Annotated in this window: 22 protein-coding genes; 12 read left to right on the top strand and 10 right to left on the bottom strand. The window is 67.5% G+C overall.

The features are described from left to right. The first annotated feature begins 38 nt into the window (after window positions 1-38). Together AB0B64_RS58090 and AB0B64_RS58095 are read left to right on the top strand one after the other, a co-directional pair. On the top strand, window positions 39-1,247 hold the full coding sequence (locus AB0B64_RS58090) for a hypothetical protein (protein WP_358205084.1): 1,209 nt from the start codon (window positions 39-41) through the stop codon (window positions 1,245-1,247). Window positions 1,248-1,383: 136 nt separating this feature from the next. Then, the gene (locus AB0B64_RS58095; RefSeq protein ID WP_358205091.1) at window positions 1,384-2,205 is read left to right on the top strand and encodes an NAD(P)-dependent oxidoreductase; all 822 of its coding nucleotides are present in this window, start codon (window positions 1,384-1,386) and stop codon (window positions 2,203-2,205) included. Between the two features lie 589 nt (window positions 2,206-2,794). Here the strand turns inward: AB0B64_RS58095 and AB0B64_RS58100 are convergent. Further along, window positions 2,795-4,108, bottom strand: coding sequence for a cytochrome P450 (locus tag AB0B64_RS58100; RefSeq protein WP_357944695.1), 1,314 nt, complete (start codon window positions 4,106-4,108; stop codon window positions 2,795-2,797). 133 nt (window positions 4,109-4,241) lie between these two features. Here AB0B64_RS58100 and AB0B64_RS58105 point away from each other — a divergent pair, with 133 nt between their 5' ends. Further along, the gene (locus AB0B64_RS58105; RefSeq protein ID WP_357944698.1) at window positions 4,242-4,427 is read left to right on the top strand and encodes a hypothetical protein; all 186 of its coding nucleotides are present in this window, start codon (window positions 4,242-4,244) and stop codon (window positions 4,425-4,427) included. A 474-nt stretch (window positions 4,428-4,901) separates the two neighbouring features. On the opposite strand, the gene AB0B64_RS58110 is transcribed toward AB0B64_RS58105, so the two are convergent. The 3 genes from AB0B64_RS58110 to AB0B64_RS58120 all read right to left on the bottom strand — a co-directional run bounded on the left by AB0B64_RS58110 (window position 4,902) and on the right by AB0B64_RS58120 (window position 7,555). Then, complete coding sequence (locus AB0B64_RS58110) at window positions 4,902-6,398, bottom strand: glycosyltransferase family 39 protein (protein ID WP_358205101.1); 1,497 nt, start codon at window positions 6,396-6,398, stop codon at window positions 4,902-4,904. Next, window positions 6,389-6,697 carry a hypothetical protein gene (locus AB0B64_RS58115; protein ID WP_358205106.1) on the bottom strand — a complete coding sequence of 103 codons (309 nt, stop codon included), beginning with the start codon at window positions 6,695-6,697 and terminating at the stop codon, window positions 6,389-6,391. Before AB0B64_RS58115 ends, AB0B64_RS58110 begins: the two co-directional genes overlap by 10 nt. Window positions 6,698-6,940: 243 nt before the next feature. Next, window positions 6,941-7,555, bottom strand: coding sequence for a TetR family transcriptional regulator (locus tag AB0B64_RS58120; protein ID WP_357944710.1), 615 nt, complete (start codon window positions 7,553-7,555; stop codon window positions 6,941-6,943). A 139-nt stretch (window positions 7,556-7,694) separates the two neighbouring features. Between AB0B64_RS58120 and AB0B64_RS58125 the strand changes: the two genes are divergently transcribed. The 3 genes from AB0B64_RS58125 to AB0B64_RS58135 are packed head-to-tail and all read left to right on the top strand — an operon-like array spanning window position 7,695 to window position 10,332. Further along, window positions 7,695-8,861, top strand: coding sequence for a cytochrome P450 (locus AB0B64_RS58125; RefSeq protein WP_358205112.1), 1,167 nt, complete (start codon window positions 7,695-7,697; stop codon window positions 8,859-8,861). Continuing rightward, window positions 8,861-9,061: a ferredoxin gene (locus tag AB0B64_RS58130; RefSeq protein ID WP_357944715.1), complete on the top strand. Its 201-nt coding sequence runs from the start codon at window positions 8,861-8,863 to the stop codon at window positions 9,059-9,061. Before AB0B64_RS58125 ends, AB0B64_RS58130 begins: the two co-directional genes overlap by 1 nt. Further along, window positions 9,058-10,332, top strand: a complete 1,275-nt coding sequence (locus AB0B64_RS58135; protein WP_358205121.1) for an FAD-dependent oxidoreductase — start codon at window positions 9,058-9,060, stop codon at window positions 10,330-10,332. The genes AB0B64_RS58130 and AB0B64_RS58135 overlap by 4 nt, the downstream gene beginning before the upstream one ends. A 197-nt stretch (window positions 10,333-10,529) precedes the next feature. Here AB0B64_RS58135 and AB0B64_RS58140 read toward each other — a convergent pair whose 3' ends face one another. Next, window positions 10,530-11,753, bottom strand: a complete 1,224-nt coding sequence (locus AB0B64_RS58140; RefSeq protein WP_357944721.1) for an MFS transporter — start codon at window positions 11,751-11,753, stop codon at window positions 10,530-10,532. A 57-nt stretch (window positions 11,754-11,810) separates the two neighbouring features. On the opposite strand from AB0B64_RS58140, the gene AB0B64_RS58145 reads away from it, so the two are divergent. Beyond that, complete coding sequence (locus AB0B64_RS58145) at window positions 11,811-12,845, top strand: DUF5937 family protein (RefSeq protein WP_357944723.1); 1,035 nt, start codon at window positions 11,811-11,813, stop codon at window positions 12,843-12,845. A 167-nt stretch (window positions 12,846-13,012) separates the two neighbouring features. Next, window positions 13,013-13,189 carry a hypothetical protein gene (locus AB0B64_RS58150; RefSeq protein WP_358205130.1) on the top strand — a complete coding sequence of 59 codons (177 nt, stop codon included), beginning with the start codon at window positions 13,013-13,015 and terminating at the stop codon, window positions 13,187-13,189. Here AB0B64_RS58150 and AB0B64_RS58155 read toward each other — a convergent pair. From AB0B64_RS58155 to AB0B64_RS58165, 3 genes are all read right to left on the bottom strand, one after another. Then, window positions 13,165-14,016 (bottom strand): hypothetical protein, encoded by an 852-nt coding sequence (locus AB0B64_RS58155; RefSeq protein ID WP_357944728.1) that lies wholly within the window; start codon window positions 14,014-14,016, stop codon window positions 13,165-13,167. The genes AB0B64_RS58150 and AB0B64_RS58155 overlap by 25 nt on opposite strands. A 324-nt stretch (window positions 14,017-14,340) precedes the next feature. Next, window positions 14,341-15,258, bottom strand: coding sequence for a hypothetical protein (locus tag AB0B64_RS58160; protein ID WP_358205136.1), 918 nt, complete (start codon window positions 15,256-15,258; stop codon window positions 14,341-14,343). 288 nt (window positions 15,259-15,546) lie between these two features. Then, on the bottom strand, window positions 15,547-16,542 hold the full coding sequence (locus tag AB0B64_RS58165) for a zinc-binding dehydrogenase (protein WP_357944734.1): 996 nt from the start codon (window positions 16,540-16,542) through the stop codon (window positions 15,547-15,549). A 79-nt stretch (window positions 16,543-16,621) separates the two neighbouring features. On the opposite strand from AB0B64_RS58165, the gene AB0B64_RS58170 reads away from it, so the two are divergent. Further along, the gene (locus AB0B64_RS58170; protein ID WP_357944737.1) at window positions 16,622-16,969 is read left to right on the top strand and encodes a metalloregulator ArsR/SmtB family transcription factor; all 348 of its coding nucleotides are present in this window, start codon (window positions 16,622-16,624) and stop codon (window positions 16,967-16,969) included. Between the two features lie 456 nt (window positions 16,970-17,425). Beyond that, window positions 17,426-17,698 (top strand): hypothetical protein, encoded by a 273-nt coding sequence (locus AB0B64_RS58175; RefSeq protein ID WP_358205146.1) that lies wholly within the window; start codon window positions 17,426-17,428, stop codon window positions 17,696-17,698. A gap of 237 nt (window positions 17,699-17,935) precedes the next feature. On the opposite strand, the gene AB0B64_RS58180 is transcribed toward AB0B64_RS58175, so the two are convergent. Then, window positions 17,936-18,928 (bottom strand): S66 peptidase family protein, encoded by a 993-nt coding sequence (locus tag AB0B64_RS58180; RefSeq protein WP_357944743.1) that lies wholly within the window; start codon window positions 18,926-18,928, stop codon window positions 17,936-17,938. A gap of 457 nt (window positions 18,929-19,385) precedes the next feature. On the opposite strand from AB0B64_RS58180, the gene AB0B64_RS58185 reads away from it, so the two are divergent. Together AB0B64_RS58185 and AB0B64_RS58190 are read left to right on the top strand one after the other, a co-directional pair. Further along, window positions 19,386-20,072 (top strand): hypothetical protein, encoded by a 687-nt coding sequence (locus tag AB0B64_RS58185; RefSeq protein WP_358205155.1) that lies wholly within the window; start codon window positions 19,386-19,388, stop codon window positions 20,070-20,072. Window positions 20,073-20,241: 169 nt separating this feature from the next. Beyond that, window positions 20,242-21,132, top strand: coding sequence for an aldo/keto reductase (locus AB0B64_RS58190; protein WP_358205161.1), 891 nt, complete (start codon window positions 20,242-20,244; stop codon window positions 21,130-21,132). Window positions 21,133-21,257: 125 nt separating this feature from the next. On the opposite strand, the gene AB0B64_RS58195 is transcribed toward AB0B64_RS58190, so the two are convergent. Then, window positions 21,258-22,268 carry a tachylectin-related carbohydrate-binding protein gene (locus tag AB0B64_RS58195; protein ID WP_358205164.1) on the bottom strand — a complete coding sequence of 337 codons (1,011 nt, stop codon included), beginning with the start codon at window positions 22,266-22,268 and terminating at the stop codon, window positions 21,258-21,260. Window positions 22,269-22,405 lie beyond the last annotated feature (137 nt).

Genomic DNA, 22,405 nt, shown 5'->3' on the forward strand with positions numbered 1-22,405 from the left:
GGCGCGCGGTCGAGACGGTGGGCGGATAGGTGACTGGCGTGCTGGCGCATGGGATTGGTAGTCGCAGCGATCTGCCGATTCCGCTTTTCTACGCCTATGCCGGGGCATTCGCCGCGCTCGTGGTGTCTTTCCTGGCGCTCGGGCTGCTCTGGGCGGACTCCCGCTTCCGCGGCGATCGGGCGGGATGGGTGCTCCCGTTGCGCCCACCTGCCCGGCCGTTGCGGGTGCTCACCCTCCTGGCGGTCGCGTACACGCTGGGCTGGCTCGTGGTCGGCCCCGCTGACGGCAACGCCGGCCCGTACCTGGTGTATGTGCTCTTCTGGGTGGGACTCGTGCCCGCTTCGCTGGTGTTCGGGCCGGTGTGGCGGGTGCTGAACCCGTTCCGGCTGCTGCCCGACCGGCCGCGCGCGCCACTGCCACCGCGGCTCGGCTACTGGCCCGCCGCCGTCGGCCTGCTGGCGTACACCTGGATGGAGCTGGTCGCGCCCGAGCCCGCCACGCCCGCGACGCTGCTGGTCTTCTGCGGCCTGTACAGCACGGCGCAGCTGGCCGGGACCTTGGTGTACGGCCACGCGTGGCTGTCCAGGGGCGACCCGTTCGAGGTGTACTCGACCCTGATCGGCCATCTGTCACCCTTCGGCAGGCGGGCCGACGGCAAGCCGGTGCTGCGGAATCCGTTCGACGGCCTCGACGCCCTCGAACCGGCCCCCGGCCTGGTGGCCACCGTCTGCGTACTGCTCGGCGGCACCGGCTACGACGGCTTCTCCTCGTCGCCCGCCTGGGTGAACGCCCTGCAGTCCGGCTCCCTGGGCAGAGCCGGGCTCGGCACGCTCGGCCTGCTGGCGGCCATCGCCGGGGTGGCGGTGCTGTACGGCGCCTGCCTCGGGCTGGCCGGACTGATCGGCGGGACCAGGGGACTGGCGCCCCGCTTCGCCCATTCGCTGGTGCCGATCGCGATCGGTTACCTGATCGCGCACTATTTCTCACTGCTGGTCATCGAGGGCCAGCGCGCGATCATCCTGTCACTCGGCCTCGACACCTCGGTGGACCAGAACGTGGTCAGCCCGGCCACGATCGCCACGGTCCAGGTGCTGGCCATCGTGATCGGGCACGTGGTGGGCGTGGTCGCCGCGCATGACCGATCCGTCCGCCTGCTGCGGCCCGACAGGGCGGTGGCGGGGCAGATCCCGCTGTTCGTCCTGATGATCTGCTACACGATCGGCGGCCTGACCCTGCTCTTCGCCTGAAGGTGCTGGGGTGCTGCGACGTAGCCGAAACAAAACGATCCCCGCTGCGCCCCACCCATGGATATCGGTCGCGAGAAGATCAATGCGGGACCTCCTGCGATCAGGAGCGTCGGACGGCGTTGACATACTGCCGTTCATGACGATGGAGACGGTTGTTCTTACTGGTGCCGCTGGACGGGTCGGAAGTGTGTTGCGTGAGCCGCTGCGGCGGCGACTCAGCCGGCTGATCTCCGTCGACCGGGCGCCGTTGACCGTTCAAGGGCCGAACGAGGAAGTCCGCCAAACTTCGTTGACCGGCATCGAGGACGTGATGTCGGTCATCAGGGGTGCCGATGCGGTCGTGCACCTGGCCGGAGTGCCAGATGAAGCGCCGCTCGCCGACGTCCTGGAGGGCAACGTCCTGGGCACCCACCATGTTCTGGAGGCGGCGCGGCGGACGGGGACCAAGCGCGTGGTACTGGCCAGCAGCAACCGCCTGACCGGCTGCTACCCGGCCGCGCAAACGGTCTCGCCGCACCTGCCGCCTCGCCCCGACGGCCTGTACGGCGTCAGCAAGGTCGCCGTGGAAGCTTTGGGGCGGCTGTACGCCGACAAGTTCGGCATGGAGGTAGTGTGCCTGCGCATCGGGAGCCTCGAACACGAGCCGAGCGAGCCCCGGCACCTGGCCACCTGGCTGAGCCCGCGCGACTGCGCCGGGTTCATCTGGTCCGCCCTGACCCGGCCCGACATCACCTTCACCGCCGCGTACGCGGTATCGGCCAATACCCGCCGGTTCTGGGAGCTCGACGACCAACTCGGGTATCGCCCTCAAGATGACGCGGAGGTCTATGCGGACCGGATCCCTGGAGCGACCCAGTACTTCACCGGTGACCCGCTTCAGGGCGGCGTCTACGCCACTGCGGACTACACACTCCGTCATGCTCTCGATCGGCAGCCGTCCGATGGGTCATTTTGTTAGTTGCTCTTAGCTTGACGTTGCTTGAGCACACCTTCCGCATGTGGAAGCAGACCCTGGGCTGGACCGCCCCGAAGATCCGCGACCCGCACGCCGCCGATCGCTGGACCTGGCTGATCATCATCGTCTACGCCCAGCTCCGGCTCGCCCGCCTGCTTGCACCCGACCTGCGCCGCCCGTGGGAACGTCCCGCTCCACCTGAACGACTAACCCCCGCTCGCGTCCGCCGAGGGTTTCGGCACCTGCGCCCCGCGCCTGCCTCTACCTGCCGGCGCACCGAAACCTACCCGGCCCGGCCCCGGCAGACCCCGGGCTCGAAGAACCGGGCTCCTGCCCATCACCACGACGTTGGCAAGACCACCAAACGCGCTGAAACACTGCCCTGCCAAAAGCTAACGCGACCGCCGACATGGTAGTGCGCGCATATCTTGCCGAAATTTCCGCCCGCGACGAATTGGAACACACCGCCCATTGGTCAGCCTGGCGACGCCAGCACCAAGCCCGCGCCCGCTGGTTCCACCAACAAATCTGCCTGGCCACCGCATACAAGCAGCTCAGCTTAAACAAATGGAGGCTGCCGCACCAGGTCGGCCTACTCACCGATCGGCGTGAGGATCAAGCGGGCGTTGTCCCTTGATGGACGGGTCATCGCGTATCGAGCCGCCTGGCCGCTATGGCCATCCGGGCGGCGAAAAGCGGTAAACCGCTGCGCCAACATAGCCAGGATGAGGAGCCCGGTCATGGTGGCCATGTCCTCACCGATACATTTCCGCTTTCCCTCGCCGAACGGCAGATAAGCCGCCCGTTGCTCGTGGTCGAGCCTGCCGGCGAATCGGCCGGAGTCGAAGCCCGCCGGGCCGGGCCATCGGGCTGGATCGCGGTGCGTCGCATAGGGGGCGATGATGATCTGGTCGCCCACGGCGAGCCGGTGCTTACCAAGTTGAGTCTCCGCCTTGACGTTGCGGAAAAACATGGGGAACGCGGGATGCAGGCGCAGCGACTCCTGCAGCAGAGCCTGCACGGTGACGAGCCGCGGAAGGTCCTCCAGTGTAGGGGTGCGGTCCGCGCAGACATTGACCACCTCGGTCCGTAGCCGGTCCAGCTGATCCCCTCGCTCGGCCATCAGGACGCACGCCCACGACAGCACGGTTGCCGTGGAGTCGAATCCCGCCATCAACAGCGTGAAGACCTGGTCTCGTACCTGCCGGTCGCTTAGGCGGTGACCGGTCTGCGGATCGGTGGCGGTCATCAGCTGCCCGAGCAGGTCCCCGGCCTCGGTGCCCTGATCCCGGCGCGAGGAGATGATTGACCTAACTCTGTCATCCAGCGCCGCGATGGCCTTTCGATAGCCGCTCGCCCCAGGTGCCCAGTGCGGGAGGAAGATTCGCCCCGCCATGCCGTCGAAGACCGGCAGGGCGAGCTGCGTGAGCTCGGCCGTATCGACTGCGTTCCCCAGCGCATGCCGCATCAACACCTCGACACTCAGCAGCTTCAGCTCGCTGAAGATGTCTATCGGACCGCGCAGATCCCATGCGTCCATTCGGCTCCGCCAAGCATCGGCCGTCAACTCCATTACGGTGCGCAGTTCGGCTCGGCGAAAGGCGGGATTCATGATCTGGCGCAGCAGGCGCCAGGTCGCCTCATCGTTCACCGTGAATAGTCCATCCTCGCCCAGGGCATCGGCGATGATCCGATAGATGGGCCCGCCCTTGTCGAACTGTGTCGCGTCGGTGACCAGGATTCGATGAAGGCAGTCGGGATCGCTCACTACCCAAAACTTCCGGCGCCCCGGGATCGGCAGCCGGGCAACTCCTTCGTGTGTGAGCGCCAGTCGGGTACACAGCACGACCGGGTCCCGGCGTAGCAGCGCTGCGACCACCTCGGGCAGGGACGGCTTCGTGGGCATGCGCTGTCTCCTAGCACTCCAGGGGAGGGCCCCAGCGACACTTCGCGATCTCGCTGTTGAGGCCACATGAGTACGGCCACCGCGTGATCATCAGTGAGTTCGAGCGCCTGCTCGAACTCGAGACGCTCGTGACGTGGCCGCGGGCGACAGCGTAGGGCCTGAAGACTGGCCGGTCACCTTCGAGGAACTGATGGGCCGGGTCGCGGACCGGTTCTGCCGGGTGGAACCGCGCCGTACCGCCCGCGCCCATCTGTCCGGGCTGCTGTCCGGGATCGAGCGCAAGGACTGCTGGTGGCCGGCCGAACACGCGGGGTCGTAGAGTTCGGCTCGGAACTCCGACAGGTCATCCAGCGCCTGGGTACGCGAGCCTTCCCCGACCGGTGCTGGGACGCTCGCCGTCGCGCACGCCAAAATGGAGGTCACGGCCACCGCCTCTCCCCGTGGTCTTCTCAACTCGACGATGAGGCGATGGCCGCCCTACGCATAGCGCCTGCCCGTACCCAGATCGCCACAATCCGTTACAGCAGCAGACGTCACCCATGCGACCCATCACGGCAAATGTGTAGATCGCAGGTTAAACGTCAAGCTAAGAGGCGGCTCACGGGGCGGCCGTACGCGTGACACGCGATCGGTGTCCTGAGCAGACCCCACCGGAACCCGGCTGAGCCGGGTCAATGCCCTGAGCGTTCGTTCCCGATGATCGTTCGCTGGCGATGTCGCGGAATGTCGGGATACCGAGGTTCACGGCGGCGACGTGGGCTGCGGCGCTGCTGGTCAAGGCGGGCTTGCTGGGTCAGCTGATGGTGCGGAGGGCGGGCCATATCGTTGTCCACGGGGCGCGGATGCCGGTGCACACCGTGACCGGCTTGCCCTGTTCGCCGTTGTCGATCCCGAGCCGATTGTCGATACGGGCCGCGTCCCGGCAGCCGGTGAAGTACTGGGCCCAGTTGGCCGGTCGCCAGTCCCCGACGTGGACGACGACGGTGCGCTCGGCGGGCGGGGGTCCCCAGGTCCAGTAGGAATTGTGGCCAGAGTGGATCGGCGGCAGGCTCTTGCCGAGGAGGATGAGAGGGCTGGCCTCGCTGTAGCTGTTGGCCAGGATCACCGCGTGGGCGCGTTGCGCCGGGGGCAGCCCGGCCACGACCTGTTCCACGGTCCCAACGAACTGTGGCCAGCCGATCTGGTTGGCCACGTCGGGCACCGTGGCCGGCAGGGTGGTCTTGGCGTAAGCACCGACCGGCAGGACCGGCAGGGTCAGCAGCGCGATCAGCCCACCGGAGGCGACGCCCGCCGCGCCGAACCCCGCGATCTTGAGCCGTCGATGGCCCCGGGCGATCCACTTGTCCAGGACGATCCCGCCGGCCGCCATGAACAGCGCGGCGTTGCCGATCGCGTAGTACGCCTTGCCGCCGCTGAGCAGGGCCAAGACCATGGCCACGAGGGCGGCGACCCCCAGCGGTCGCCAAGGCGCGGCCGTCCGCGACCCCAGCACCCAGACCAGGCCCATGACGCAGACCGGGAACAGCAAGGGACCGGTGAACAGCCACAGCAACGGCAGGGCCTGGGCGCGGTTCGTCGCCGCGTACCCGGCGATCTGCGAGGCCATCGTCAGCTGCGGCCAGCCGTTCACGGCCTGCCATGCCAGGTTCGGGGCCCACATCATGGCCGCGATCACGGCCGCAGCCCCCGCCCACGGTGAGCGGACGACTTCCCAGCGCCGGCACAGCAGCACCCCGATGGCGAGCCCCGCGGCGAGGAACAGCAGCGTGTCCTTGTTCTCCAGCCCGATGCCCGCGCTCAGCCCCACCGCCACCCACAGCCGCCGATCCCCGCCGGCGAGCAGCCGCACCAGTAACCACATCACCACCGCCCAGACCAGCAGGTCCAGCTCGGTGGTGGTGTCCAGATGCCCCGCGCCGAGATACCCGGAGAGGCCGGCCGTCACCGCGGCCAGTATCTGCGCCCGGCGCGAGCCACCCAGATCGCGGGCGATGAACCCCACGATCATCACGACCGAGGCCATCTCCAGCGCCGGCAGGATCCGCACCGCCGTCGGCGAGGCCCCCAGGATCGCGACCGAGGCCGCCGACAGCAACGGCGTCAGCGGTGGCTGATCCACGTACCCGAACGCCGGATGCCGCCCCGCCACCGCGAAGTACATCTCGTCACCATGGAAGCCGTACGCCCCCGAAAGGCTGAGCAACCCGGCGACCATCAGCCCGGCCACCAGCCACACCGGCCACGGCACCGCCCACGATCGGGAACCCGCCGGCGACCTCGTCACATCCACGCCGTCAACCATCGGTCGTGATCACCACCGGTCGTATCGGTAGGGCGTTCGCGATCGCCGTAGCGCAGGACCAGCCGGAAGAGGTGGCGGCCGGCTCGACGCCGCTCGACGGATCCGGTCGGCGAGGACCGTTCGCCGCGCGGGCCGAAGATCTCACGCTCGGCCGCCGTGCGATTGACGCCTGCGACCGCCGCCGTCGACCGATTCGACGTGCGGACATGTCCTTGCCCGTGTTCGCGCTCATGATGAGTCCAGCAGTCAACGAGCCTCAGTGCTGCCTGATAGCTGGATGATATCATGTTGCTATCACCTCGTCGCCGATCCTCGATGCTCTGGCGACGTTGGTGGCGTCTGAAGGCGCCGGTTAACTGGCCTTGTGGGAGACGGTATGTAGGACGTGTTTCATGAGCGGCGCTGCGTGGCTCATGCCTCTGAAAGGGAGGGGTCGGGTTCCTGGGGTTTGGGGCGGTGATGGACCAGCGTTCATGGTCGCGGACTAGGCATGGCGGGGTTCATCGGCATTTCGTACGAGAAGAGCCCGGTCACAATGTCCCCAGTCCGCGCATGGCGATCTCGACGGCTCGGCGGCCCGCCTTCAAGTACTCCTCCTCCGAATGGCCGTGCAGTTCCCCGCAGGCGCGCGTGGCCGCCTGGACGGCGCCCAGCAGGGAGCCGAGCGCGGCCGCCGCGCTGATCGGGTCCAGCTCGTCCGGGAAGGCCTTCACGAACGCGCCCGCGATCCTGCTCTGCAGGTCGAACAGCACGTGCAGGGCCTTCGCCTGTACGGCCGGGACGGTCATGATCAGGTTGCCGTAGACCTCCATCCGCTCGCGGTCGCCGGCCAGCGGACCGTCGGCGAGATAGCGGGCGATGACCCGGTCGTAGGTCCGCAGCAGCAGCTCCGGGACCCCTTCATCCGGTGCCCGCTCGGCGAGGACCTCCAGCGCCGCCTCGTAGTAGTGCTCGGCGTCGGAGAACAGCACGTCCTCCTTGCTCGGGAAGTAGTTGAAGAACGTCTTCGTGGCCACATCCGCTTCGGAGGTGATCTGCGCGACGGTGGTCCGCTCGTAGCCCTGCTCGCTGAACAGCCGGTACGCGGTGCTGACGAGCAGCTGCTTGGTCTGGCGCTTCTTGCGCTCACGCCGTGTCTCCTCCACGGGGACGAGCTTACATCACGACTGTTTTTACACTAGTTGTATTTTTGCTCTTAGTGGTGTTAGGTGGAGCCGCGTCACCTCCAGACCAGAGAGGAATGAGATGTCCGCACCCTCGTACCCGAGCCCGATCCCGATTCCGATGACGCGTCGCCCAGGCTGTCCCTTCGACCCGCCCGAAGAGCTCGGGCACCTGCGCTCCGAACATCCCGTGGCCCCGATGGCCTATCCCGACGGCCATATCGGCTGGCTGGTGACCAGGCACGACCTGGTCCGCGCGGTCCTGGCCGACAAGCGATTCAGCCACCGGGCCGAGCTCACCCACAGCCCGTTCCCCGGGGCGACTCTCAGCGCGAAGCCCCGGCCCGCGCCGCCCGGCGCCTTTCCCTCGATGGACCCGCCCGAGCACACCCGCTACCGCCAGCTGCTCACCGGCCAGTTCACCGTCCGCCGGATGCGTCAGCTCACGGGCCGGATCGAGCAGATCACCGCCGAACACCTGGACGCGATGGAGCGGCACGGCCCGCCGGTGGACCTGGTGGAGGCGTTCGCGCTGCCGCTCCCGGCCCTGATGATCTGCGAACTGCTGGGCGTGCCGACCGCCGACCGGGCCGAGTTCCAGCACCACATGGCCGTGCTCGGGGGCATGGGCATATCTCCGGAGGACAAGGTCGCCGCCTTCGCCGCGGTGCAGGGGTTCATGCGCGACCTGGCGGCGGCCAAGCGCGTCCAGCCCACCGACGACCTGTTCAGCGGCCTGGCCAACGACAGCGACCTGACCGACGACGAGCTGTCCGTCATCGGCGGCATCCTCATGGGCGCCGGGTTCGACACCACCGCGAACATGCTCGCCCTGAGCGCCTTCGTCCTGATGAGCCACCCCGACCAGCTCGCGCTCCTGCGCGCCGACGCCGGCAGGGCCGTCGAGGAACTGCTGCGTCGCCTGAGCATCGTCCCCGGCCTGCACCGGGCCGCATTGGAGGACATCGAGCTCGGCGGGCAGCTGATCAAGGCCGGTCAGACCGTCACCGTGTCGATCCCGGCGGCCAACCACGACCCGCACCAGTTCGCCGACCCCGACGTACTCGACCTGGGCAGCCCGGCCACCGGGCACGTGGCCTTCGGCCATGGCGTCCACCAGTGCCTGGGCCAGCAGCTGGCCCGCGTCGAGCTGCAGGTCGGCCTGCCCGCGCTGTTCGAGCGGTTCCCGACGCTGCGCCTGGACGTACCGGCGGAGGAGGTGCCGCTGCGCACCGACATGATGATCTACGGCGTGCACCGGCTCCCGGTCACCTGGGACGTGGTGTGATGCGCATCGACGTGGACCCGGAACGCTGCTGCGCCGCGGGCATGTGCGTGCTCAGCGCTCCTGAAGTCTTCGACCAGCACCCCGACGACGGCGTAGTGGTCCTGCTCGACCCCGCGCCGCCGCCCGAACTCCACGCGGCCGTCCGCGAGGCCGCGCTGCTGTGCCCGGCCACGGCCATCGCTTTGACGGAGGAGCCGTGAGCGGCGTGCTCATCGTCGGCGCCTCGGCCGGGGGGCTCACCGTGGCGGAGATGTTGCGGGCCAAGGGGTACGCCGGGCAGATCCGGCTGGTCGGGCAGGAGCCGCATCTGCCCTATGACCGGCCACCGCTGTCGAAGGAGGTGCTGGCCGGAGCCTGGCCCGCCGAACGCGTCTTCCTGCGCGACCCCGCGCGGCTCGACGCGCTCGGCGCCGAGTTCATCCTCGGCCGCCGCGCCGAACGGCTCGACACCACCGCCCGTACGGTGGATCTCGACGACGGGCGGACGCTGTCCTATGACACGCTCGTCATCGCCACCGGGCTGAGCCCGCGCCGACCGCCGTTCCTGCGGGACCTTGCCGGCGCGCACACGTTGGGCGCTGATGACCTCGGCGGGGTGCATACGTTGCGCACTCTCGACGATGCCCTGGCCCTGCGCGAGCGGCTGCGCGGGGCGCGGCGGGTCGCGGTCATCGGTGCGGGCGTACTCGGCTGCGAGATCGCCGCCACCTCCCGCACCCTGGGCGCCGAGGTCACGCTCGTCGACCCCCTGCCGACCGTGATGGTCCGCCAGCTGGGCGACGAGCTCGGCAGCCTGGTGGGGGCACTCCACGAAAGCCATGGAGTCCGGGTACGCACCGGGGTGGGCGTGGCCGGCCTGACAGGAGCGGCTGCCGGGGATGGTTCGGGCAGGGACGGCCCGGGTGCGGATCGTCTGGGCGGGGGTGGTCCGGCCGAGCGGGTCGGTGCCGTCGAGTTGACCAGCGGCGAGAGTGTCCCCGCCGACGTGGTGGTGATCGCCGTCGGGTCCGTCCCGGCCACCGGCTGGCTGGCCGGAAGCGGCCTGTCGCTCACCGACGGCGTCGAGTGCGACTCCCACTGCCGGGCCGCACCGGGCGTGTACGCCGTCGGCGACGTGGCCCGCTGGCACCACGAGCTTCTGGGTACGAGCATCCGCCTGGAGAACCGCACCAACGCCACCCAGCAAGCCATGGCCGTAGCCGCCGACATCATGGGCGACGGCGCGCCGTACACCCCGATCCCGTACTTCTGGACCGACCAGTACGACGTCAAGCTCCAGATCCACGGCCACATCCCACCCGGCGCCCGCCTGCGCCCACTCGACGGCGAGCCGGGCAGCGGCCGGTTCGCCGCCCTGGCCGAAGTGGACGGCGTCCCCACCGCGGCGATCGGCTGGAACCATCCGCGCGGCGTCAGGCTCGCCCGCGGGCACGTCACCGACGCCCTCCGATCCATGACTAGCGGGACCTGAACACCTGGACGGTGTACCGGCACTCCCGCGCCACACCGCCCACTAGCGGGGATGCGGTCTCGCGCATGAATGATCTTCGGATGTTCCACTGCTTCTCCGGCCATACCATCCACGCGGTGAGCGGCCTCGACGGTGTGCCTGGTGTGGTCGGGAGCGGGACCATCTGGACGTGGACTCGTCGCAGCTCCGTCTCTTCGCTAGGCGGCGGGGATCATCGTGGCCGCGTGCCGGGCCACCGCGGCGGCGCCCGTGCCGGCCAGGACGAAGAGGGCGGCCAGGCCGACCCAGCCCGCGGTGCCGTGTTCGACGGCGGTGGTGGCGAGGATCGGGGAGAACATGGCGGCGATCGCGTAGCCGGTCTGACTGAGGCCTTGGTAAGCACCGGCGCTGCGCTGGTCGGCCAGTTCGAAGGCCATGCCCCAGCCACCCGCCTCGCCCAGGATCTCACCCATGGTGTGGGCGAACGCGGCCAGGACGAACAGGACGCAGGCGACGATCATGTTTCCGTAGCCGGCCAGGGCGTACAGACCGCATGCCATCGCGAGCAGCCACGACGCGCGCCTGACCGTGCGCCCGGCCTTGCGCACGTCGTCGGTGCCGCGCGAGGCGCGCACCTGGAGTGCGGCCACGACCACGGTGTTGAGGACGAGGAGCACCGAGACGATGGCGGTGGGCGCGTCGATGGTGGCCACCCAGAGCGGCATGCCGACGGTCAGCAGGCCGAAGTGCGTGGCCACCACGGCGTTGCACGCCACGCTCGCGATGTACGTACGGTCCCGGAGCGGCGAAGGCCCGGTGGACGCGGTGCGCTCCCTGACGGCGGTCATCCTGGCGGCGAGCTCCGGCACCTGACGCCCGAGCCCGGCCAGCGGCACGGTGGCCGCCAGCAGCAAGACGCCGGCGACGATCATCGCCACACGGTACGCCGAAGCGGTGCCGATCAGGAGCGCCGCCGCAGCGGCCACCGTGCCCAGGCCGATGAAGACGTTCGTGACCACGCGCATCCGGGCCCGTACCTCGACTCGCTCCGGGCCGGTGTACCACCGCGCCAGCATCGCCTGCTTCGACGAGGAGCACACCGAACGCATGATCACGGCCAAGCAGGCGATCAGGGCGAACACGACGGCGTCGGAGGCGAACGTGTAGGCGAGCAGCGCAACCCCGTTGAGCCCCGTCGCCACCGTCTGGACGCGGTGCGCGCCGACCCGGTCAGCCAGCCACCCTCCCGCGTACGAGGCCATCACCCCGGTGCCGCCCGCGATGCCCAGCCCGAGACCCACCGTCGTCGCGCTGAGCCCGATGACGAGCGTGAAGTACAGCGTGCTGACGGTGTAGAAGACGCCGCTGGAGAGCGCGAACGCCATCGTGCTGACGGTCAGTGAGCGGGCGACGCGGTCCTGAGGGAAGAAGGTCTGGATCACGGGGGCTTTTATCTCGCAATAGGGCCTTTGTCGCCAATTGATGTAGCGTATGGCTTCATGGCCGGGCTGGTCGAGTACGAGCTCGCGGGGATGGATGTGGCCGACGTCCGCTTCGCCATCTCGCCGCTCAACGAGCTCACGTTGTCGTTGCGCACGTTCCGCGACCCCGGACGCTATCCCGTGCACCTGCCCTGGCTGCGCCGCACGGAGCAGGCCCGATCCACGCTGGACGTGCCCCTGCTGAAAGCGCTCACCAACGACGACATGTGGACACCGGACTACCTGTCGCCCCGCCCCCACGCCCCGCTTACCCGCATCGACGACGAACTCGCCACAGTCGCCCGCGTCCCGGTGGACCGGGTGCTCGATGACCTGCGCGTCATCCACCCCCGGCTCCCCGAGCCGCTGCGCGGCGACCCGTCGTCCCGCATCCTGGACGCGCTGCGGGACTACTGGCGTACCTGCTTCGCGCCCTGGTGGCCCAGGATGCGCGCGGTCCTGCAGGCCGACGTGGTCCACCGCGGCCAGGTCATCTCGGCCCGCGGCCTGGCCACGATGTTCGCCGACCTCAGCGAGCGTGTTCAGCTGAAGGACGGCGTCGTACGCATGAGGCTGATCAGCGACACCCGCTACCGGCGCTCCACCAGCGGCGAGGGCATCACCCTGGTCCCGACCCTCTTCACCCGGGCCTCCACCGTCCCCATCTCCCCGTCCGAGCCCCCTTTGATCATGTACGGCACTCGGGGCGTCGGCACGCTGTGGCAACCGGAGCCCCGTCACTCCCCAGGGGTGCTCACCGACCTTCTGGGCGCCACCCGGGCAGGGCTGCTCACCATGCTCGAGACCCCCGCCTCATCGACCGAACTCTCCGGCCGCCTGGGCGTCACCCCATCGGCCGTCAACCAGCACCTCCGCACCCTCCGCGCCGCCGGCCTCCTCGCCAGCGCCCGCCACGGCCGCTCGGTCCTCTATCTACGCTCGGAGCTCGGCGACGCCCTCGTCACCGGATCAGGACTCCGGGCCGCCGGTGGCGACCGCGAAGCGGAGGACGCCGCACACCCCGGTCCCGGTCAGTTCGGCCAGGAGGCCTGAGACGCCGAGCTGCTCGCCTTCTGGTCGGTGATTCACGTCCCAGATATTGAGATCCCCGCTGTCTTCGGCCACTTCCAGAGGGTGCTGCGGCCCGGCGGACTCGTGTTGGTCGGCTTCCATGTCGTGACGGGTCACGATTGAAGACGCAAGGTTATGGCGGCCATCCCATGAAGGTCCACGTTCACCACCGTCAGCCCGCCCAGGTGGCAGCCTGGCTGCGCGATGCCGGGTTCACGGTCGATGCTCAGATGCTGTCAGGTGTCGAGGTGCAGGCGGAAGAAGGCGCATGGAAGGCCCAGGTGGCGTTCACTCTACGAATTCAACCTGTTCCGCAGCCGTTATAGCTGGCGGCGCATTGCGGCGCAGTCCATTGTGTGCCGATGGCGTTGGTCATGCTGGTAAAAGTGGAGACCCCCCAAGCCCATGCGGACAGGTCTTGTGGTGGCTGGTTTGCCTGAATGCCGAATCGGGAACCGTTTCCGGCTCGAATCTCAGCAGCCACTTTCTGGTAGGGAAGCCAGATATTCTGGTTCTGTTGGTAGTCTGTCATGTTAAGCCACAGCGTGTTTGCCGTCGCCTCGCCAGCAGTTGGCCACGCCAACCAATGAACCACATTGGACATCGGAAATAGCGGGCTGCTGATAACTCTCCAGCGTGGATCGTTGAAATCAGCCTGCAGGACCAACTGGCCGAGCGTGCCAGGTTGGTAGAGATAAAAATTGTATATGTTGGTCAATGCTTGGCCATTACCGGCGAGCGCCTGTCGCAAGCAAAGATCCCCGTACCAGCGAGCCTGGCGGTAGAAGTAATGACACCAGTCCGTCCCCCAGTACTCGGAACCTTCTTGTTGGGGTACTACAACCGTAGTATTCCTGGGATTGTCGCTGTAGGCCATGGCTCCCCTCGGGGCGGCAAGGCTGCCGCCTCCGCGCTCCTGGATCATGTTCAGCACAGGGGAGTCGTTGTTCGGATCTGGTGTAGCCCCAGTCGTCGATAGCCCGGTGGCAAAAACGGACGGGGATGGCGATGGTGCGTTGACGGCTGCCTTCGATGGGGATGCGGATGTGCTCCCGCGAATGGCCATCTGGCCATGGGCATCGCAGGCGGCCAGGGCGAGGGAGAATGCCCCTACGAGCACGAGTGTAATGAAATCCGGCTTGTTCGATGTCATCGAGGGCCTTCTTCGTCAGTTACGGCATGACCGGCCGCATTGCCCGCCACAGAACAGGACCATTATGTTCTGCCATGCCACTTACGATATGCGCACATATCGGGACGCGCCAGCCTGGGAGGTCAAAGTGGAGTTCCCGAAGAAGTCAAGAGTAGTCGTAATGCGCTTCTCTTGGAATTTTGTCAGTTTTGAAGACTTAGTGGGATTAGGCGCTCACCTTGTTCGTCAGGGGGAGCAGTTGGTTCTGCTCGTGCCCATGACCACCTTCCCCCAAGGGCTCGTGCTGTCCAGAAAATGAATCCGGCTGTCGCGAAGTACCGCGAATCACGAAAGCGGCTGCAGGCCTTCGTACATCGGCAGGATGTGATCGAGCCGGGTCGTGAATTGCGGTCGGCCCAGGTCCTGGTAGGCGCGCACCCAGAGGGGGAGCAGGCTGGTGAAGTGGGCGATGTCACGGTGGAACGCGTCCATGATTCCGTGCAGGGCGGTTGCCGGGAACCCCGCGCCCAGCAGTTGGGCGGCGTCGGCGAGGACGTCATCCAGCCGGTAGGAGTCCATGGGGCCGTCCGGGGCGAACGCGTCCGCCGGGGCCAGAACCCCGGGGCCGATTCCGTACGCACCGGGCTCGTGTCTCCATCCGGACGGGACCGCGAGCTCAAGGGGCACCACCACGTCGAAACCGTCCGGGGTGACGGCGCGTTCAGAGGCGGGGTCGAGGTCGAGCTCGGCGGCGACGCGGGCGATGAGGGAGCGGTCGTCGTCGCTGAGGTTCTCCTTGCGGAGGCCGAACGAGAGCATCCACTCCAGGCCGGCCCGGGTGTCCCTGGCGATGACGCGTCCTCCGGGTTCCTGGCCGAAGAGGGCGACAGGGTGGTCGGTTCCGCCCAGTTCCGGCGCGGGCACCACCCAGCCGACGTAGGTGCCGTTGCCCAGATGGCCGAACTGCAGATACTCCGGTGTGGCGAACAACGGCACGTGGTCACCTCGCCACGCCGGACCTGGATAGGCCTCTTCCCAGCCGTCGGGAGCGCGGGGAACGGATTCCAGGTCGAACATGAAGTCGTAGTGCGTTGTCAGGAGTCCGTCGTCGTACAGCTCCTCGTCGATGAAGGCGTGCGGCCAGGCGATGTCGACCAGTTTGGCGAGCGCGGGCGGCGTGGGAAAAGGGAACAGGTCGTCGACCCAGGCCGGGGCACAGCAGTCATGGCGATCAAGGTGCCACTCGCCCAGCGGGCGCGGCACGCGGTTCGAGCACGTACGGCGGTTGTGGGGCCGTCGGCGTTGGGATCAGAAGTATGGATGGCGCCAAGAACGGGTAGAGCATCGGCGGATTCACCTTCTAGCAGGGTGTTGCAGACACCGCCGATGCTCCTCTGATATCTCCATATCCGCCCCGCAGACCAGCGAAGGCACGCGGAAACATCCCCCTCCCGCATGCATAATGATCAAGGAAAACCGCGAAACACGAGAGGATCCTGTAGTCCAGGCCGCGTGGACGGGGCAATCGATGTTGATGTTGGCATGGGAGTGCTATTCGCCGGCGGTCACTCGTGCCACGTACTTGCCGTTGCCGCGCCCGTCTGCGAGCAGCTGGTGCACGGCGGGTACGCCGGCGAGTGAGTCGACCTCGGTGGCGGCAACGTCGAGCCGGCCGGTGGCGAGCATGTCCAGGACGCGGCGCAGGGCTGCGGCGACGCGCTCGGGAGCGGAAGCGCTCAGGCCGGTGATGCTGAACCCACCGATCGCGACGTTGCCGCCGATGAGCCTGCCTGCGGGCGGGAGCGGGGCGGGTTGCGCGCCGCCGGCGTTGCCGAACAGCACGATCCGCCCGCCGGGCGCCGTGACCGCCAGATCGACGTCGAGCATGCTGGTGCCAAGAGGATCCAGTACGACGTCGACGCCTTTGCCTCCGGTGGCCGCACGTACCGCCTCGACCAGATCGTCCCCACGGGCGATGGCGATGTCATAGCCGCTCTTGCGCGCCGAGTCGACCTTGTTAGGGCGGCCGACGGTGCCGATGAGCAGTCCGCCCCCTACCGTGGGCGCCACCTGCGCGAGAGCGCTGCCCACGCCACCGCTGGCCGAGTGCACCAGCACGCTGTCGGTAGAGCCGAGCCGGGCGGCGTCGGTCAGCAGGAGCAGGGCGGTCGTGAACACCATCGGAGCGCCCGCCGCCGAGAGCAACGAGACCTGGTCCGGTATTGCAACAGTGAGCGCCGCACGAGCGCGTGCGACCTCGGCCAGGCCGCCCCCAGAAGTGAACGCGGCCACCCGCTGCCCCACGGCGAGGTCGCCGACGTCCGCACCCACCTCGCGCACGGTCCCGGCAACTTCCAGGCCGGGCACGTACGGCCAGGCAGATGCGTATCCGGGGTCGCCGCGGCGCGCCATCACGTCCATGAAGTTCACCCCGGCGTAGGCGACATCGATGGTCACCTCTCCCGGGCCCGGACGTGGCTCGTCGATCTCCTGGACCTGAGTGCGGTCCGATCCCTGTGACGGTGCGGCCATCAGCAAAGCACGCATAACGGGCTCCTATTTCGACGTTCGTCGTACGACGAAAGTAGTATCATGCTTGTACGATGTCTGTAAAAGGAGGTGCGGGATGCCCCGGTCACACGGCCGCCGAGCAACATTGACCCACCCGGACACCGACCAGTTCGACGTGCTGGACGTGCTGCATGCGCTCGCCGACCCGACCCGCATGACCATCGTACGAACCCTGCGCGTCGATCCCGAGCGAGCATGCGGCACCTTCCCGGTCGACGTCGCGCCCTCCACGCTCACGCACCACTTCCGGGTACTCCGAGAGGCCGGCATCATCCACCAGCGCGAGGACGGCAACCGTCGCTGGACCACACTCCGCTTGGGGGATCTCGAGAACCGCTTTCCTGGTCTCCTGGACGCCATCGTCAATACGTACAACCGGCAGATCGCATCGACCACCGCCTGACAGCGGTCATGTGATCGCCACCACGAGCAGGCCCGCCCAGCGCGGCCCCTGCGGTCAGTATCGCCGTCGCGGGGCCACGTACCCGGCTGCCAGCCGTCGATGGCGAAGGTGACCAGGGCGCCCAGCTGCCGGCCGTGGTCGAACGCGGACTCCGGGCAGGTCGGCGAGCCTGTCGCGCAGGCTGGCGGCCAGTGCGGGGGTACGGCGGGCGTGGCGTCCATGCCGACCTCGCGGGCGTAGCGTGCGGCGGCCGCGCAGCCGAGCACGAGGGCGTAGGGGAACTCCCAGTCCTCGAACCTGGCTGCCGTCTCGACGGGTTCGTAACGGCCGGGCTCCACCCAGCGCGCGCCGTACATGTCGATGAAGAGCGGCTCATAGCCGGCGCGCAGCACGCGGTCGGAGACGTACAGGAAGCCCGAACCGCGAGGTCCACGCAGGAACTTGCGGCAGGTGGCGGTGAGCATGAACGCGGGGCCAGGCTCAGCGATCAGCTCGCGGACCGGCGGGTCCCCGGCCGCAGCCGATCTCGGCCACGTCGACCGGGTACTGGCCGACCGACTGGCAGGCGCCCGACCTTGGTTGGAGATGAAGTCGTTGCGGGTGGTCAGGATGACATCGTCGGCCTTGAACGGGATCGCCGACAAGGCGGTGGAGAACGCATGGGTTGCGCTACCGGCGAAGGCGATGTTCTCGGGAGTGCAGTTGATCAGGGCGGCGGTCTCGGTGTAGAACTCGCGCACCTGCTCGGCGCGGGCGGCCGAGGCCTCGTAGCCGCCGAGGTGCGCTTCCAGCCGCAGGTGGTCGACCCATCGCGGCCAGCACGGGCGTGGCCAGCAGGCCGCAGCCGGCGTTGTTGAAGTGCACGATGTCGCCGGCGCCGGGGGTTTTCGCCGCCGAGCACGCGCATCGTCCAGTTACCCGCCTACGCGCCCGAACTGAACCCCGTCGAGGGCGACCAGCCCCCGGTCAGTGGCGTAGGAGCGTCAGGTTTGTCTGGCCATCGGCGACGGTGAGCTGGGCCTGGCCGCCGACCGGAAAAGTGGCCAAGGGGTTGGTATGGCCGACGTCGATGTTGGCCAGGACGGGGATGCCGGTCAGTATCGGCTGGGCGTCGATGATCTGTTCCAGCAATGGGCGGGTCATATTGCTGGCGCGCTGGAACCGTCCGATCGCCAGTCCTCGAATCCCCGGAGCGTCGGGAAGCTGGAGCAGCGAGGTCAGATTGCGGGCGAAGGTCGCCGGCTGTGACTCGAAGTCGTCCTCGATGATCAATATCGCGTCGGCGAGGGCTGGCATGTAGGGAGTGCCTTGCAGCAGGTTGAGGGTGCACAGATTGCCGCCGACGATCCGCCCTTCGGCGATGCCGGGCCGGATCGGCCACCATCCCTCGTTGGGTGTCAGTTCGCGCTTGTCCTGGTCGAGGAACCAGAGATCGTCGCTCCATTGTGCTGCCGGGGTCAGGGTGATCGGGGCGGTGTCGAACGTGACCGAGGTGAACCAGCGCAGGGTCTGCTCGAGGTGGTCTCGCATCCCGAAGGTCGACCAGTGCGGGCCGGAGTAGGTGACCAACCCGGTGCGGGTGAGGATGGCGTTCTGCAGCGCCGTGATATCGGAGTATCCGCACAAGATTTTCGGGTTGGCGCGGATCAATTCCCAGTCCAGGTACGGCAGGAGCTCATTGGAGTTGTAGCCGCCGATGACCGTCAGAATCGCCGCGACCGATGGATCCGCGAATGCCTCGTGCAGGTCGGTGACGCGTGAGGCGATGCTGGAGGAATTGAACGCGTCTCGCTCGTCGACATGGCTGCCATAGGAGAGTGTCAGGCCGAGTTCGGCGAAGCGAGAGTTGATGATGTCGGTGTGGTCGTGTTCCATCACGAACGCGCGGGACACGGCCGGTGCCACCACTCGTATGACGTCGCCGTCGGTCAGCTTGGGAGGGAAGATCACATCCATCATTGCCGGAGTGTAACGGGCCCGGGGGTAATCTGACGCTCCCATTTGTTGGCTGTCTCTGCCGCGTATTGGGTGGGATCGGGTATCGCCGAGTTCCCGGTGCGCGTCCCTGACGACGAAGTACGGCTGCTGCTCATCAGTGACACGATCAAGGTGACCGACGGTGCCAGTCGGGAGGCGTGTGCGTCGTCGGCCAGGGTGGTCAGGAGATCGACGCATTCGCGGTCGCAGCACGGAAAGGGTCGATAATTGATCTTCGGCCTCGACCTTTCGAGCGCCTGGCTTCGGGAGGTGGAGCATGACAAGTCACAGGGCGGTGAGGTGGGTAGCGGTCGCCGCAGTATTGGGCGTGGCCGCGTCGGGATGTGGAGCACAACCGGCCAACATCGCAGCCCGGACCGCCACATCCGTGTCTCCTCCGCCGAGTGCGTCCGCGTCGGCGTGGCTGGATGTGAGGATCATGAAACGGGGGCAGGAGGACAAAACTCCCAATCCCGGTTCGGGCGCGGGCGACCCACGGCTGGTCGCAGCCCTGCTCACTCGCTTCCGAGATGTGCGGGAGTGGTCGTACGTGCCGGGTGCCGTCGTTGCGTTGCCCGTCGCCGACCTGGAGTCCACTTTTATTCCACTGCGCCAGATCAGCACCCCTTTTGTGGGGCCGGAGGAGTGCGACAAGTGGACCGCCGGAATGTGGTTCGAGGTGCTGCGTAGGTACAACACCGCAGGTGTGCAGATGGCCGTCACCGCGATCACCGAGTCCGTCCCCAACCCAGGGACGCAGCACCTGCGACGGCCCGAGGGTGCGGGCTTCCACGAGGCGATCATCACCGGCTCCCCGGACATGCTGAACCGTCTTGGGGATCCGAGTCTGCCCGCGCGATGCCGCCACTTGTCCGATGCGGACGTCGGATCCGGAGACATCCAGCCGATAGATGTTCCACGCCTGGGCGAACGAGCCTGGGCCTATCGCATCACCGGCAGCGGGAAGGTCCCCATCTGGCACTGGGTGGAGGTGATCCAGACCTCGCGGTATCTGCTGGAGATCCGGATCCCGAATCAGGAACCGCGCCCTCGCGCCAATCCCGCCAAACTGCTCCCCCAGATCGCCCAGGAAGCCTATGAAAAGGCGGAGGCGGCACTCCACTAGCTGCCTCGCTGAACTCTTCGCATCCATACGCCCCTGACCCAGCCGCCGCGGGAGGGCCTGGCTTGACCGGTGGTGCCAGAAGCTGTCAGTTCGGCGCTTCATCTATTCCTGGCCTGGGAGGTACTGGCGTGCTCTCCCTCACGCGGCCGAGGCTTCCTAAGGTGGAGTCATGAGCACCACTTCTCTCCAGTTGAACAACGGCGTCGTGATGCCGGCTCTCGGCTTCGGCGTCTTCCAGTCGTCTCCGGAAGAGACCGCCGCGGCGGTCGAGACCGCGCTGAAGACTGGCTACCGGCACATCGACACCGCCGCCGCGTACGGCAACGAGCGCCAGGTGGGCGAGGGCATCCGCCGTTCGGGGCTGGACCGCTCGGAGGTGTTCATCGAGACCAAGGTCTGGGTGAGCGACTACGGGTACGACCAGACTCTGCATGCCTTCGACAAGGCCGCCGGGAAGCTCGGTGTGGAGCAGATCGACCTGCTGATCCTGCACCAGCCGGCGCCGAAGGGATTCGAGGCGACCATCGGCGCCTATCGAGCGCTCGAGAAACTTCTGTCCGACGGGAAGGTCCGCTCCATCGGGATCAGCAACTTCATGCCCCGGCACCTGGCCGAGCTGATCGAACGCACCGATGTCGTGCCTGCGGTGAACCAGATCGAGCTGCACCCCTACTTCACCCAGCCCGAGGTGCAGAAGGCCGACGCGGAGCACGGCATCCTCACCCAGGCGTGGTCGCCCATCGGCGGCATCACCTTCTATCCCGGCTGGGGCGAGCACCGCAGAAGCGTGCTTTCCGATCCGGTGCTGCGTGAGATCGCGGACGCGCACGGGAAGACTCCGGCCCAGGTGATGCTCCGCTGGCACCTGCAGCAGGGGCGTTCCGCCATCCCGAAGTCCGTCAATCCCGCCCGCATCGCCGAGAACTTCGATGTGTTCGACTTCGAACTGTCAGCCGAGGAGATCGCCCGCGTCGACGCGCTCGACACCGGCGTGCGCAGCGGTCCGGACCCCGACGAGCGGGATCCGATCAGCCTGGGGATCGTCATCCCTGAGGCGTAAGCGCCGCTTCGCCTGACGGACCGTGAAACGCTCGGAGCCGTATATGACTACCGGGTCACCTGACCGTCTTCCAGGGAGGATATTTCCCCTACGTGCGTGCGGGTGAGGGCGAGGAGGCGGTCGTCTTAGCCGGTGATCTGTCCCGCGGGGAAACGTGGACTGCCGAGGTATGTCCACCCGGTGTAGCCCGGCTTGTAGACGCCTGGTTCGAGATACTTGAACCATCTGAGCTCGCCACTGCGGAGCAGGATGTAAAAGACGCCCCGGTAGGCCATCTCGTCCTGGTGGATCAGCCATCCGGTGCCGTTGGGTTCGTAATCGTCTCTGAACCAGGTCCGGCCGCCTTTCTCGGGTGCGTGCTGGCGGTGCCAGTACAGGTCTCCGCGTGCGTCGATGGTGAACAGGACGCCGTCTTCCAATGCGATGATGCGGCGGTAGCGTTGCCAGCCCCGCTTGACCACCTTGCAGCGCCCGGCGTTCACCCATGGTTCGACAGCGTCGGGTCCCAGATAGCGATACCAGCAGAGTCGGCCGTTGGGCAGGAGGCCGTAGAAGATCTGATCCGAGCCGTTTCCGGGGGCGGCGGTGAAATCCCTGAATGCGTTGAACCCGTGCCCGATGCCCTGGCCGGAGTCGGCTTCCATACGTGCGCCCGGCTGATATTTGAAGAGGAACAGGTCGCCTGACGCGTCCACCCCATAAAGGGAACCGTCCGCTCCTGCCTCCAGCCAGCGGAATCGGTTCCAGCCGCCGCCAAGTTCCTCTCCCTTTGGGGCCAGCCACTTGGCGCCGCCGTTCTCGGGATCGGTGTGGACGAATCGGCGGAGGGTTCCGTCGGCGAAGATCGCGTAGAGCACGCCGGAACCCGCATAGGTGATCTTTCTCGCCTTTGCGAAGGATGGGAGCGTCTGCGCCACCTTCGCGGTCTGCGAGGGTGGTGTGTCATCGCCGAGGAAGCGCACATAGGCGGGTATCGCGGCGATGGCTGGGATCAGCACGGCTCCGGCCAGCCACATCAAGAACGTGTGGCGATCGACCCGCCGGTGAGGCTCCTCTTCTCGGGCTGATTTCTCTTTCTGCGGCTCTTTCTGTGTCCGGGGGCGGGCGGCGGTGCGGGCACGGGAACGTGGTGGCATCGGAGGTTCTCGTCCGGGGGAAGGGCGAGTCCAATGACAACATGTCGTCGCTCTCCGCGCTAGCGTAATCACGAAAAGTGAGCATGAGTCGGGAGAGGCCTGGGGCCGGGGGAGCGCGAGGGGGCTGGCAAGCCCCC

This window comes from Nonomuraea sp. NPDC049129 (assembly GCF_040648495.1).
In the GTDB taxonomy this organism is placed as follows: Bacteria; Actinomycetota; Actinomycetes; order Streptosporangiales; family Streptosporangiaceae; genus Nonomuraea.